At 40.7% G+C, this 14181-nt stretch carries 12 protein-coding genes; 6 read left to right on the top strand and 6 right to left on the bottom strand.

The genetic code is table 11. From position 1 onward, the window contains the following. Positions 1 to 80 precede the first annotated feature (80 nt). A complete protein-coding gene (locus ACKWB9_RS12845) occupies positions 81 to 542 on the bottom strand; it encodes a nuclear transport factor 2 family protein (protein ID WP_414003427.1) in 462 nt (153 codons plus the stop codon). 127 nt (positions 543 to 669) lie between these two features. On the opposite strand from ACKWB9_RS12845, the gene panB reads away from it, so the two are divergent. The 3 genes from panB to ACKWB9_RS12860 are packed head-to-tail and all read left to right on the top strand — an operon-like array spanning position 670 to position 2709. Beyond that, positions 670 to 1488 (top strand): 3-methyl-2-oxobutanoate hydroxymethyltransferase, encoded by an 819-nt coding sequence (gene panB, locus ACKWB9_RS12850; RefSeq protein ID WP_414003428.1) that lies wholly within the window; start codon positions 670 to 672, stop codon positions 1486 to 1488. A 6-nt stretch (positions 1489 to 1494) separates the two neighbouring features. Continuing rightward, positions 1495 to 1992: a signal peptidase II gene (gene lspA / locus ACKWB9_RS12855; protein ID WP_414003429.1), complete on the top strand. Its 498-nt coding sequence runs from the start codon at positions 1495 to 1497 to the stop codon at positions 1990 to 1992. A 9-nt stretch (positions 1993 to 2001) separates the two neighbouring features. Beyond that, the gene (locus tag ACKWB9_RS12860; RefSeq protein ID WP_414003430.1) at positions 2002 to 2709 is read left to right on the top strand and encodes an RluA family pseudouridine synthase; all 708 of its coding nucleotides are present in this window, start codon (positions 2002 to 2004) and stop codon (positions 2707 to 2709) included. 82 nt (positions 2710 to 2791) lie between these two features. Here ACKWB9_RS12860 and ACKWB9_RS12865 read toward each other — a convergent pair whose 3' ends face one another. After that, the gene (locus tag ACKWB9_RS12865; RefSeq protein WP_414003431.1) at positions 2792 to 3673 is read right to left on the bottom strand and encodes a DMT family transporter; all 882 of its coding nucleotides are present in this window, start codon (positions 3671 to 3673) and stop codon (positions 2792 to 2794) included. 14 nt (positions 3674 to 3687) lie between these two features. Continuing rightward, positions 3688 to 5232: a hypothetical protein gene (locus tag ACKWB9_RS12870; RefSeq protein WP_414003432.1), complete on the bottom strand. Its 1545-nt coding sequence runs from the start codon at positions 5230 to 5232 to the stop codon at positions 3688 to 3690. 145 nt (positions 5233 to 5377) lie between these two features. Between ACKWB9_RS12870 and ACKWB9_RS12875 the strand changes: the two genes are divergently transcribed. The 3 genes from ACKWB9_RS12875 to pheT all read left to right on the top strand — a co-directional run bounded on the left by ACKWB9_RS12875 (position 5378) and on the right by pheT (position 10344). Next, positions 5378 to 6550 (top strand): 2-isopropylmalate synthase, encoded by a 1173-nt coding sequence (locus ACKWB9_RS12875; RefSeq protein WP_414003433.1) that lies wholly within the window; start codon positions 5378 to 5380, stop codon positions 6548 to 6550. A 2-nt stretch (positions 6551 to 6552) separates the two neighbouring features. Next, the gene (gene leuB / locus ACKWB9_RS12880; RefSeq protein ID WP_414003434.1) at positions 6553 to 7668 is read left to right on the top strand and encodes a 3-isopropylmalate dehydrogenase; all 1116 of its coding nucleotides are present in this window, start codon (positions 6553 to 6555) and stop codon (positions 7666 to 7668) included. Positions 7669 to 7914: 246 nt separating this feature from the next. Further along, on the top strand, positions 7915 to 10344 hold the full coding sequence (pheT, locus tag ACKWB9_RS12885; protein ID WP_414003435.1) for a phenylalanine--tRNA ligase subunit beta: 2430 nt from the start codon (positions 7915 to 7917) through the stop codon (positions 10342 to 10344). Between the two features lie 50 nt (positions 10345 to 10394). On the opposite strand, the gene ACKWB9_RS12890 is transcribed toward pheT, so the two are convergent. From ACKWB9_RS12890 to ACKWB9_RS12900, 3 genes are all read right to left on the bottom strand, one after another. Then, complete coding sequence (locus tag ACKWB9_RS12890) at positions 10395 to 10967, bottom strand: fasciclin domain-containing protein (RefSeq protein ID WP_414003436.1); 573 nt, start codon at positions 10965 to 10967, stop codon at positions 10395 to 10397. A 353-nt stretch (positions 10968 to 11320) separates the two neighbouring features. Then, positions 11321 to 12445: a hypothetical protein gene (locus ACKWB9_RS12895; RefSeq protein WP_414003437.1), complete on the bottom strand. Its 1125-nt coding sequence runs from the start codon at positions 12443 to 12445 to the stop codon at positions 11321 to 11323. A gap of 26 nt (positions 12446 to 12471) precedes the next feature. Continuing rightward, the gene (locus ACKWB9_RS12900) at positions 12472 to 14100 is read right to left on the bottom strand and encodes an ABC-F family ATP-binding cassette domain-containing protein (RefSeq protein WP_414003438.1); all 1629 of its coding nucleotides are present in this window, start codon (positions 14098 to 14100) and stop codon (positions 12472 to 12474) included. Positions 14101 to 14181 lie beyond the last annotated feature (81 nt).

The following is a 14181-nucleotide window of genomic DNA, read 5'->3' on the forward strand; positions in this document are numbered from 1 at the left end:
ATTCAAAAAAATTAAGATTGTACGGGACAAAATTAAAGCTCCGTATTATAATTTAAAAGAACGAAAACAACAAAAAACAACTATTGCTGTTTACAACCTTCCCTCCTACGGGTATCGATCAAATAAATGATTTTCCAATCGTTTTCTTCTTTAAAGAGCTGAAAGGAGTTCGCCCCACAATGATGAAATTTATCGTTCAACCAAAACTCATACGATGTCCAGGCATTGGCCATGGCACCATCGATCTGGATATTATAATCCGTAATGCGTTCCTGAAAACTGATGGAATCCGGGATACGGGTAATGGAATGCACCAAATCATCAAAATTTTCGGTGCGTAGGTATTGTTTTCCTTCTTTGGTCTTTCCTATGGTCTGCAAAATAACGTTCGGGCTCACGGAAGATTTCATGGCGAGGGAATCCTGTGCGTGAAATGCATTAAAAAAAGATTCAATGGTCTTTTGAACGGCGGCTTGATCACTGGTCTGGGCCATCATTGTATTCAATATAAACAACAGGCAAATAGATAGTACACATTTCATTTTATCGTTTTTTGGTCCATTTCCTAAAAATAGAAATATTATCCTGTTCCCGGTCTAATTCCAGCACACGGATTAAATTAAAATCTCGGTAAAACTCCTTATTTTAGCCTCATTAAACCAAGTCCTTATGTCCACCGCAAAAAAAGAATATAAAAGAGTTACCGTAAAGTCCCTTGTGGACATGAAAAGGAACGGTGAAAAAATTTCCATGCTTACGGCCTATGATTATTCTATGGCCAAAATTGTGGATGCCGCAAACGTGGATGTCATTCTTGTGGGCGATTCCGCCAGTAATGTTATGGCCGGGCATGAAACTACATTGCCCATTACCTTGGATCAGATGATCTATCATGCCACTTCGGTCATTAGGGCCATTGATCGGGCATTGGTGGTAGTGGACATTCCTTTTGGCAGTTACCAGAGCGACCCCAAAGAGGCCTTGCGTTCCGCTATTCGGATCATGAAAGAAAGTGGGGCCCATGCCGTTAAAGTAGAAGGAGGCGCAGAAATAAAGGAATCCGTGAAACGTATCCTGGCCGCCGGAATACCGGTTATGGGGCATTTGGGGCTTACCCCACAGTCCATCTATAAATTTGGCACGTACACCGTGCGGGCAAAAGAGGAGGAGGAAGCTGAAAAACTAATGCAAGATGCCTTATTATTGGAAAAACTGGGGTGTTTTGGTATCGTCCTGGAAAAAATCCCGGCGCAACTCACCAAAAAGGTCTCCGAAAAACTTACGATCCCTACTATTGGAATCGGTGGTGGGAAACATGCGGACGGACAAGTATTGGTGATCCACGATTTATTGGGCATGACACATGAGTTCAACCCACGCTTCCTAAGAAGATACATGAACTTGTACGAAGAAATGGGAACTGCCATTTCCGATTATGTTAGTGATGTGAAAAATCAGGATTTTCCAAACGATGAGGAACAGTATTAAATATTTATGAAAAAAGGATTGGTCCGGTACAGGATCTATACTGTTTTACTGGTGTTTTTAAATATTGGCTGTGACCAGATAACCAAAGAAGCGGTACGCCAAAATGTAGCAGAACAGGATTATATTCAGATTATCGACCATCATTTTATTTTGACCAATGTTGAAAATACCGGTGCTATGCTCGGCTTTGGCCAGGACTTCCCTCCTATCCTGAAAATCCTTTTACTACAGGGCCTTCCGCTGGCACTGCTCTTAATATTATTGTACAGGACCCTCACAAAATCCCATATGGATTCTATACTCCTACTGGCTTTTACTTTTGTTATTGGCGGAGGTATCGGAAATTTAATCGATCGTATTCTGTATGGATCTGTGACCGATTTTTTTCAGATCCGTCTGGGTTTTTTCAAAACCGGTATTTTTAATATGGCGGATGTAGCGGTCACTATAGGGATCATGCTGATATTATTATTAAGTCTATTCAGAAAAAAAAATTCAATATAAAACTCCATTTTGTCCAAAGGCCAAAAAAACCAGCGTTCCACACCAGAAAATCTTCAAGTATTACATGAGGACAACCATATTATCGTGGTGAACAAAAGGCCTGGGGACATTGTACAAGGAGACAAAACAGGGGATTTACCGTTAAGTGAGGTAACCAAAGTGTATCTCAAAAAAAAATACAATAAGCCGGGCAATGTATATTTGGGGGTCGTACACCGATTGGACCGGCCCACTTCCGGCATCGTGCTTTTTGCAAAAACTTCTAAGGCCCTACCTAGGCTCAATGCCCTTTTTGCAGAAAAAGAAGCAAAAAAAACCTATTGGGCCGTTGTAAAGAATAAACCGAACAAAGACGTTGGAACTCTTGTGCACTGGCTAAAACGCAATTCCAAACAAAATAAATCCTACGCCTATAAAAAAGAGGTCCCTGATAGTAAAAAGGCCGTGCTGGATTATAGGCTTTTGAAAAAGTTAAATCGCTATTTTTTATTGGAAATCGATTTAAAAACGGGGAGACACCATCAAATACGTTCACAATTATCCTCCCTTGGATCTCCTATTAAAGGCGATTTAAAATATGGTTCCGACCGAAGCAATCCAAATGGCAGTATTCATCTTCATGCCCGTAAACTCAGTTTTATACACCCGGTCAAAAAAGAAGTTCTGGAAATCCATGCCCCCCTACCTCAAGATATTATTTGGGATGCATGTTCTTGATTTTATTTTTTTAATTTAACCACCGTGGTTTAAACTACTGGACAACAATTCATAATCCGGTTTGGATGCGGTATGCTAAAAACTATTCTCGGGTAATGACCCGTTGTTTCCTTTCTTTTGAACGAATACTCTCTATCACCACAGATCCCAAAATGAGCATTCCGCCTAAAATAGTGGTCGGTTCAGGAATTTCGGATAAGAACAAAGCACCTATAACAATACCGTAAACTGGCTGTATACTGCTCAAAATACTTACTGTTGTAATACTAAAATGCTTAAAGGTCATTAGAAAAAGCGTATGCCCAATGGCCGTCGTTAAAATTGCCAGGGCCAGGATACCTTGCCATTGTCCAAGTACTAAATCAATTTCTGCTGTTATAAAAGCGGGGGCTAACAGAACACTTACGATTCCCGTTTGATGGACCATGAGCATAGAACCATGATATTGCGCTGCTTTGGCCTTTAATAGGATATTGCGAAGCGAGTAAAAAACAGCGGAAAAAACCCCGATAGAAATAGCCAATGTATATGAATTGGAAAAATTAAGCTCCGGACTCAAAAGATAGATCCCGACCATAACCAACCCTCCCAATAAAAGGTGTACACGCTGTAATCTTGTCCTTAAAATCAATGGTTCCATAAATGCGGTAATAACCGGATAGGTAAACAACGAGAGCATTCCAATGGCCACATTGGACCATTGCAGGGCATAAAAATAAGTGACCCAATGTATCCCCATCAAAAGACCGCTCAGCAAAACTATGGGAACGTCCCTGCGGGCGACCTTCAAGGAAATACCCTTCCATTTACAGTAAACCAAGAGCAATAAAAAAGCGATGAGCGATCGGCTCCCTATGGTCACGGGAACGGGCAAGTCCACATACCTGCCCAATGCACCGCTCGTACTCATAAAAATCATGGCCAGATTAATTTCTAGCAAATGGGACAAATGTTTACTTTTCATATTTTAAACTGACATTATCGGGTAAGGGTCATCGCTTTTTCACGAATAATTTGCGAAACGGGCTTATTCTGTAAATGACTCTCCAACCAAGAAATAATATCCAAATACAGAAAAGCTCTTTTCTCATAAGGGTGGTCTTCGTATTTTTTGAGTTGGTCATAAAGTTTTTGGAACTCCGCATTTAATTGGCCGGGATAGATACCTCCAAGGTTTCGCAAGAACTTCATCATTTCTTTCTGAACCTCGTGCATGTCGTTCATTTTCAACAGGAATTTATAGGTGCTCTTAAGTTGAACCTCCAAATGATAATCCATACCTGCCTCGTAATGTGCTACCAAACTCAATACCCGGGCAAAGCACATTAAATCTTCGCGCATTTTTAAATTCTTGTTGTCAATGATCTTTTTAAGGTATGAAATGCAGGATTTGTTATCACCGATCCCAAAATACAAACAGGCAATTTTATAATAAAGCACCATAACATGATGCTCATCTATGCGGTCTTTGTGTTTATTGACGCCATATTCTATAATCCGTACCAGATAACGCCCTTTTTCAAATGTACCTTCCAGAAAATGAAGGTTTAATTTATTGGCATTCAAATAAATGAATGCCAATGAGGTTATATTATCGTTGCTGGGGAAACTTTTATCTTTCAGAATCCCCTCTAATCGTTCAAGTGTTTCTTTAAATTGAGAACTGTATTTTACATAAAATAAAGATTCTAACAAATAATGATTTCCTTTTAAAAAGAAAACAGGATTCAAATAGATCATCTCCTTGTTCTCGTAAAAAAGATCCACCCATTTGCTTGCATATTTATAACAGGAAAGAAAATCCTGTGTTAAAAAACTGTACCATAAATATGCCTTATACAGCCATAATTTTTCCCGGAAGCCCAAATCTTCCATTTTATATTTTGGCAATTGCTCCTTAAAATAGGTTTTGATACGCTGATAATCCTCATCACTTCTAACATAACCCACCTTTAGCATCATTCCATACAATTGTAGGGATAGGTTGGACAATTTACTCGTCATTACATTTTGATCGGATAATTCCTTGGCCTGCAGTGCCAGTTCATTGGCCCTGTCCGGAATACTCCTGGTAATATACTGGGTCTCTATGATTTTCTCAAGTTCTACGATCTCATAGGCAATATTCTTTTCTTCATTTTCAATGGCGGTAGACTTCACCTTGTCCAAAATTTTAAGGCTTTGCTTGTACAGGCCTTTCTGATATAGAATAGTGGCAAAATCCAGTTGTTCCCGTATCTGTACGCGAATGTTCTGATTTACGGGGTTTAAGCGTAGACTTATTAAGATCTGCTTGTACAAATGGGCCTTCAGATTGGAAAGCTGTGCTTTTTTTACGATCCCACTTTCCAATATAATCTTTTCATCATAGCGTTTAATTTTATCCAACAGGTTAAAAAGTGCTAAGAATTTGGCATCCGTATTCACCCCTAACCGGCCTACATATAATTTAAATTGGCGTTTCTCCGACTTGGAGAGTGATTTCACCAAAACGAACAAAGCATCTTTATGCGCATTTGTCATCGTAAAAAAAAGAGTTTAAATAATTGTTTTTCAATATATTGAATACCCAAAAAAGTGTCTTAACATTGTAAATGTCATAACAAAATTCGAATATTTTGTGTTATTGGTGCTATATTCGTTAAACGAGCTAAACTAAGTAAATATAATGAGCAAAGATATAGTTCAGATTTTTGATACTACATTAAGGGATGGAGAACAGGTTCCAGGCTGTAAACTGGACATGGAACAAAAACTGGTCATTGCGGAAAGATTAGATGTTCTGGGCGTTAATATTATCGAGGCCGGTTTTCCGATATCCAGTCCGGGAGATTTTAAATCCGTGGAAAGCATCTCCAAATTGGTCAAGAATGCTACGGTATGCGGTCTAACAAGAGCGGTAAAAAAAGATATTGAAGTAGCGGCCGAAGCATTAAAACATGCCCGAAAACCAAGAATCCATACAGGCATAGGCACTTCGGACTCACATATTAAGTTTAAATTCAATTCAAACAAGGAAGCCATAATAGAGCGTGCCACCGAAGCCGTTCGTTATGCCAAAACCTTTGTTGAGGACGTTGAGTTTTATGCAGAGGATGCGGGAAGAACGGATAATGAATTTCTTGCACAGGTTTGCGAAGCCGTTATAAAAGCGGGAGCAACGGTGTTGAATATACCGGATACTACGGGTTATTGCCTTCCGGAGGAATACGGGGCCAAAATGAAATACCTCAAGGAAAATGTAAAAGGCATTGAGCATGCCGTGCTTTCCTGTCATTGCCATAATGATCTGGGCCTGGCTACCGCAAATTCAATTGCGGGAGCGATCCAGGGGGCAAGACAAATAGAATGTACTATTAACGGAATTGGGGAGCGAGCCGGAAATACTTCTTTAGAGGAAGTCGTTATGATCATGCGCCAACACCCGACCCTGAATTTGGATACAACGATCAACAGCAGATTGTTATATGATACGAGCCAAATGGTCTCGAACAAGATGGGAATGGTCGTCCAACCCAATAAGGCTATCGTTGGTGCCAATGCCTTTGCGCACAGTTCAGGTATTCATCAGGACGGGGTTATAAAAAACAGGGAAACCTATGAAATCATAGATCCTGCCGATGTTGGTGTTACCGAATCCTCCATTGTCCTTACCGCCAGGAGCGGGAGGGCCGCTTTAGCATATCGGGCAAAAATAGTGGGTTACGAACTTACCAAAATACAATTGGATCAGGTATATCAGGAATTCCTCAAATTTGCGGATATCAGAAAGGAAATAAAGGATGATGATATTCATGAGATTATTGAAGCGAGTAAAGTAAACCCACAAAGTGTTGGTTGACCATGCATTTGAACATTGCAGTCTTAAGGGGTGATGGAATTGGACCTGAAGTAATTGAACAGTCCTTAAAATGCCTACGCTCGGTAGAAGAAACTTTCGGACATAGCTTTACCTTTAACAAAGCCTTTGTGGGCGCAACGGCACTAAAGGAAAAAGGCAATCCGTTACCTGATGAAACGCTTGAAATATGCAAATCTTCGGATGCCATCCTTTTTGGAGCACTGGGAGCCCCGGAATATGATCAAAATCCCGATGCAAAAATATGGCCGGAACAAGGTTTGCTCAAGCTGCGCAAAGAATTGGAACTTTTTGCCAACATCAGGCCCGTCAAAATCTTCCCTACGCTCCTAAAACAATCCCCATTACCCAAAACTACCGTGCAGAACACGGATTTAGTTATATACCGGGAGCTTTCCGGAGGGATTTATTATGGTGAAAAAAAACGAGATGAAGATCATTCCGCAACGGATATTTGTACCTATACGGAAAAGGAGATAAGTAGGATCGCCCATTTGGCGTTCAAAGCGGCCAAAGGGAGAAGAAAAAAATTGACCTTGGTGGATAAGGCCAACGTTCTGGAAACCTCCCGATTATGGCGTAGTGTTGTGACCACAATTTCCCAAAGTTATCCCGAGGTTTCATTGGACTGCATGTTCGTTGATAATGCAGCCGTTCAAATGATTTTAGACCCCAAACAGTTCGATGTTATACTCACGGACAATATGTTCGGTGATATTCTTTCCGATCAGGGAAGCGTCATAGCGGGTTCCATAGGGCTTTTGCCTTCTGCTTCCATAGGGTCGGAACATGCCATGTTCGAACCTATCCATGGCTCTTACCCCGAAGCAAAAGATAAAAACATAGCCAATCCCGTCGCCTCGATTCTAAGCGTGGCCATGCTTTTGGAACATTTTAAAATGAAGGAAGAATCCAATGCGGTAGTGGCGGCGGTATTAAAATCGTTCTCGAAAAAAATAGTGACCCCGGATATTATGGGGAGTAGCAAATATGGAACGGACTATGTTGGTGATTTTATTGCCGATAATATTATGGAGTTGGACGGCAGTTTTAGTATTAACGATGAGAATATAGGATTGGGTAAATCTACCATAATTTAATCCTTGAACGGCTACCCTACTAAAAAAACAGGGATATCATAAATTTCTTTCTATGCAATATCCAAAATCTAACCGATTACATTCCGGGTTCAAGGGAAATTATCATCACTTCCTGGGCAATAGCATAGTACATACAAGGCAGTAACGATCAAAATTGATGGATTTAAAAATTAAAAAGAAAAGGCACATGTCCATATTGAATGTCTTGGGCCATTGTTTTATCTTTACAGGCTTTAAAATGCACTAATGAACATATCTTACAACTGGTTAAAACAGTTTATCAATATTGATTGGGATCCCCAAAAAACAGCTGAATTATTAACCGATTTGGGTCTCGAAGTAGAAGGGACAACACCATTTCAATCCGTCAAAGGAGGTTTGGACGGTGTGGTCATAGGTCATGTGCTGGAGTGCGAGCAACATCCCAATGCCGACAGGTTAAAACGAACCATGGTGGATATTGGCTTGCCCCAACCCGTTCAGATAGTCTGCGGGGCACCCAATGTGGCCAAGGGGCAAAAAGTAGCGGTCGCGACCATAGGCACTACCTTGTACACCAAAGAAGATGAGACATGGGTCATAAAAAAAGGAAAGATCAGGGGCGAAGAAAGCCACGGTATGATCTGTGCCGAGGACGAATTGGGTCTTGGGGAAAGCCATGAAGGTATTATGGTATTGGAGGATACCCTTAAACCCGGAACCCCGTGTTCAGAAGTTTTTCAAATAGAGAACGATGTTATTTTTGAAATCGGCCTTACCCCCAATAGAGCAGATGCCATGAGCCATTTTGGTGTAGCCCGTGATTTAAAGGCAGGGCTCCAGCAGAAGGAATTGACCAAAGAACTTATTACGCCTTCCACAAGCCACTTTAATGTGGACAACAGGTCTTTAAAGATAGACGTGGATGTACTTAACAATGAACTTGCCCCCAGGTACTGCGGCGTAACATTGAGCAATCTTATTGTACAACCTTCTCCCGATTGGTTAAAAAACCGTTTGACCGCTATTGGGATAACCCCAAAAAATAATGTAGTGGACGCCACTAATTATGTTTTACATGAATTGGGGCAGCCCCTACATGCTTTTGATGCCAATAAAATCAAAGGAGGAAAGATCATTGTAAAAACAATGCCCAAAGGCACCGTATTTACCACCTTGGACGGTGTGGAGCGTAAACTCCATGAGGAAGATCTAATGATATGTGACGCGGAAAAACCCATGTGTATCGCAGGTATTTTTGGTGGATTTCATTCCGGGGTCACAGAAGATACCACTTCCATATTTCTGGAAAGTGCTTATTTTGATCCGGTAGCTATCCGTAAATCGGCAAAAAGGCACGGTCTCAATACGGATGCCTCGTTTCGGTTTGAACGCGGTATAGATATTGAAAACGTTGAATATGCCCTTAAACGTGCGGCCTTATTGATCAAAGAAATTACTGGGGGCGATATTACGTCGGACATAATCGATCTTTATCCCAATAAAAAAGAGGATTTCGAAGTCTTTCTGGCATTTAAAAAAATTCACAGGCTTATTGGTCAGGACATTCCACAGGACACCATAAAATCCATTCTGGCCTCCTTGGAAATCAAAGTAAAAAATGTTACAGAGGCCGGTATGGGACTCGTCGTACCTTCCTATCGTGTTGATGTACAAAGACAAGTGGATGTTATTGAGGAAATTCTAAGGGTATACGGTTATAACAATATATCGTTTGGTGAAAAACTCAATGCTTCCATTGCTCCCACAAGTCCTTTTGAAGATCATAAGGTACAGCAGGTCGTTGGGGATTTATTAGCATCAAAAGGATATTATGAAATATTGACCAACAGCCTTACATCGCCGGATTATGAAAAATTGATCGGCACTGAATCCGACGAAGATAATTTAGTGAATATTATCAATCCATTAAGCGGTGACCTATCCATATTGCGCAAGACATCCTTATTTTCCGCATTGCAGGCCGCAAGCCATAATATCAATAGAAAGCGACAAAACCTAAAGCTATTCGAATTCGGGAAAACGTACGAACGTACAAACGGTAAAAGGACGGAACATAACTATTTGAGCCTTTTGTTAAGTGGTGATGCTACAGGGGCCAGTTGGACGGGCATTACGCAACGCACCAATTTCTTTCAGTTAAAATCCAACGTTCAAACCGTACTTTCAAGGCTCGGAATTCCCCATATAAATAGTCTGCCCAATACTTCCCAGTTATTTTCCGAAGGGTTAAGCTTAACCTATCGTCAAAAAGAACTCGTACAACTGGGCGTGATAAAAAAGACCATTTTAAAACATTTTGATATCAAGCAAGAGGTTTTATATGCCCATTTTAACTGGGACGCTATATTGGAGTTCCTGCCAAAAAACAATATTGCTTTTCAGGAAATTCCTAAATACCCGGAGGTCAAAAGGGATTTTGCACTTCTTTTAAATGAAAAGGTGAGTTTTCAACAGGTGCATGAACTTGCCTTTAAAACGGAACGGAAGTTTCTGATCAATGTAGATCTTTTTGATGTCTATCAAGGAGAAAACTTACCAGAAGGAAAAAAGTCTTATGCTGTAAGTTTTACACTGCAAGACACCAAAAGTACACTTACGGATAAGCAGATAGATAAGGTAATGAACAAACTTCAAAGCAATTATGAACGTGAGTTGAATGCGGAACTGCGATAATTTGCACAGGTGCACGACAGGTGCATATTACAAAAAGAATATAGATATCCTTAAATTTCTACAGGAAAAAATACCGTATCTATCTCATGGATTACGCCGTTGCACTGGTCGGCATCGGCAATTATAATTTTGGCCTTATTTCCATGGCCATCCGTCAATATGATATCAATACCGTTCATAGAGGCCGTTATCTTATTACCTTGAACCGTAGTAAAAGTCGCCTTTCCATTCCCCCTGCACATGGCCCTTAGAATTTTGGATGCGGATAACTTCCCCGCTACGATATGATAGGACATAATCGCCTTTAAGACTTCCTTGTTCTTGGGATCCAGTAATCGCGCTATGGTTATTTCGGGAAGTTTGGCAAAAGCCATATCAGACGGTGCGAATACGGTAAACTCACCATCATAATCAAGAACATCGTCTAAATCCGAGGCCCGTAGCACTGTAAGCAATGTATTGTGCCTTTGTGATTGTTCGGTATTTTTGATAATGGATTTTTCGGGATCCATTAAATAGGTAGATACTTCCTTAAATTTTAAATCGTAAGTGCTTTCCTGAGCGGTACAGATCAGAGTAAAAAAGACCAAGCAAAAAGACACGGGGGATGTCCATTTTTTCATTTCATCATAATATTGGGGCCAAAATTAGTGTAATCGTTGAAAGGTATACTTTCACCGACAATATACAATCTAGACCTTAAAACACCAAAATGAAGCAGGTCGTTCAATACATTTAACAAAAAATTAACAATTGGATTAACTGCTACTATTTCAAAGGATATCACTATTTAATCTTAGCGCACAAGTATTGTTTCGTAGTTATTTGATAATACTTATGGTTGGTTGCTAACTGCCAAATTTTAGATTATTTTCTTCCTTATGCTCAAATATCCTCATCCATAGCCTTATTTTATGGTTTCAAATCAGGCTAGATTTCAATACTTAAACTGGGTAATTTGGATGCAGGCCCGTTTTTACTTTGTATAAAACCCGAAAGGAATTTTTGAGAGGTTCAGGTTATCCACAAATGTAAGGTCGGGAGATGGTGTAATCCTTAGGATACCCCCTTTCCCTTCCGCACCATTTTTCCTGTATCCGATCAAAATGTGATCATTCTTCCCATCAAAGGCAATGGCCGTAGTTGCGGCAATATTGAAGGTTGCGTTCAATTGGTTTTCCGTTAAAAAGTTTTCAAAGAAATATAATATCCCGGTATTGGTAGAAAAATCATATACGGCGGGAATGGTCTCTGTCGTCCCGTCATTCGTCCCCATCTGATAGTACATTTTGCCCGAGCGGTCAAAAAAAATGGATTCGGAGTCCGTAAAACCGGGTTCGGTTCCCGCCTCATATTGCGTATGGACCACTTTCAATGTTTGGCTATTCAATGTGGTATGCAATTCCGGATAGCTAATGATAATATCGGTATTGGAATCAGCGAAAATCTTACCTACGTTATAGCCCAGGTTCATTTCATGGATTGTTTCACCAGTCAGGAGCTCCACGACTACCATACCGTTCTCATCGGTAATCTCCTCATCCAATGTCAAGATGAAAAGACGATTATTTGCCGGAACGATCGCTACAGGTTTCTTGGAAATTTCCAAATCTTCAAATTCCTTGTTTTCCGAGCTTGTGTTAATGGTTCTTACAAAAAACTTCCTTTCCTTGGCAGGTAGTTCAAGAACATAGGATATGAAAAACCGATCATTGGTATGGGTAATGGCCGTGACCGTTATATTGCATGTTTCCAAATTGGGAAAAGCCTCCAATAGCAACTCGGAATCGTTTTGAAAATCGTATAGGAGGAATTCACCGGTACATGCATCTATTTTATGATAAAGGCTTAAGGTATTGGCGGTTCTGTACATAACATCAGGTAGGGCAAAACCCGGAAACATACTTTTGGTTTCGCTAATTTTCAGGTTTTCTCCCTCATTTTCGAGCATTGTCGCGGTTAGACCGGAACTGCTTTTTAGTACGACTGTAAAATCTAATGGAATCGGATTTTGATTATCCGTATGGGAATCGGCCAAATCACTACAGGCCACTATTACTAGGGTCAGCAAAATACCGACCATATGGGCGTAGGTTTTCATGATGTACGTATTTGAGTTAAACGCAACTACACCGGAACAGCATACATCTTGCCCCTCTGCTCCTTTAATGTCTTGTCGGACATATACTCATCAAACGTAGAATAACGGTCAATGTTGCCTTTAGGGGTCAATTCTATGATCCTATTGGCCACTGTTTGTGCAAACTCATGGTCATGTGTGGTAAAAAGTACCGTTCCCTTAAAATTTTTGAGCGAATTGTTAAATGCCGTGATACTTTCCAGGTCCAAGTGATTGGTAGGCTCGTCCAACATAAGTACATTAGCCCGTATCATCATCATCCTGCTCAACATGCATCGTACCTTTTCACCACCGGAAAGTACCGTACATTTTTTCAGGGCCTCCTCCCCACTGAACAACATTTTGCCTAAAAACCCACGGATATAGACCTCTTCCCTTTCTTCCTCCGTTTTTGCCCATTGGCGCAGCCAATCCACCAAATTGATATTTTGTGTAAAAAAATCCGAATTATCGGCCGGTAGATAGGATTGCGTTGTGGTTACGCCCCATTGAAACTCGCCTTTATCCGCTTTTTTATTTCCGTTTATAATTTCATAAAAAGCGGATGTAGCCCTGGAGTCCCTGGAAATTATGGCAACCTTGTCCCCTTTGGCCAGGTTGATATTGATGTTTTCAAAAAGAAGTTCGTTATCTTCGGTCGATGCCGAAAGCCCATCTATATTTAAGATTTGATCGCCTGCCTCTCTTTCCCTTTCAAAGATAAGTGCCGGATATCTTCTGCTAGAGGGTTTTATATCGTCCACCTTAAGTTTGGAGAGCATTTTCTTTCTGGAAGTGGCCTGTTTGCTCTTGGCCACATTGGCACTAAAACGGGCAATAAACTCCTGCAATTCCTTCGCTTTTTCCTCTGCCTTTTTATTTTGCTGTGCCCTTTGTCTCGCCGCAAGCTGGCTACTCTCGTACCAAAAGGTATAGTTGCCCGAATACAGGTTTATTTTCCCAAAATCTATATCGCCTATATGGGTACAAACGGTATCTAAAAAGTGCCGGTCATGAGATACTACAATAACCGTATTCTCATAATCCGCCAAAAAGTTTTCCAGCCAATTTATGGTCTCATAATCCAAATCGTTGGTAGGTTCGTCCATGATCAGGACATCGGGATTTCCGAACAGGGCCTGGGCCAATAGCACCCTTACCTTTAATTTTGAATCCACCTCGGACATCAATGTATAATGCAGGTCTTCGCTAATACCTAAATTTGAAAGCAGGGCAGCGGCATCACTGTCCGCGTTCCAACCGTTCATTTCCTCGAATTGAACCTGTAGCTCCCCTATCCTATCCGCATTCTCATCGTTATAATCCGCATATAACGCATCTATTTCCTTTTTTATCTTGTAAAGTGGCCTATTTCCCATTACAACGGATTCCAATACCGTAAAATCGTCCGAAGCATTATGGTCCTGTTCCAGTATGGACATCCTTTTTCCCGGCTCAAGGTGAACATGGCCCGAAGTAGGCTCTACCTGACCGGAAAGAATCTTCAGAAAAGTGGATTTACCGGCTCCGTTCGCCCCTATGACCCCATAACAATTGCCCTGGGTAAAGGAAACGTTTACTTCATCAAAAAGGACTCTTTTACCAAACTGAACGGATAAATTGGATACTGAAAGCATTTCAAATTTTTTAAAATCCGTGCAAAAATACTGAAAATAATAGCCTTAAACCAACAAACTTGGGCACCTATCAAATTTAAA

Origin of the sequence: Maribacter spongiae, assembly GCF_047345125.1 — a bacterium.
Classification (GTDB): Bacteria; Bacteroidota; Bacteroidia; order Flavobacteriales; family Flavobacteriaceae; genus Maribacter.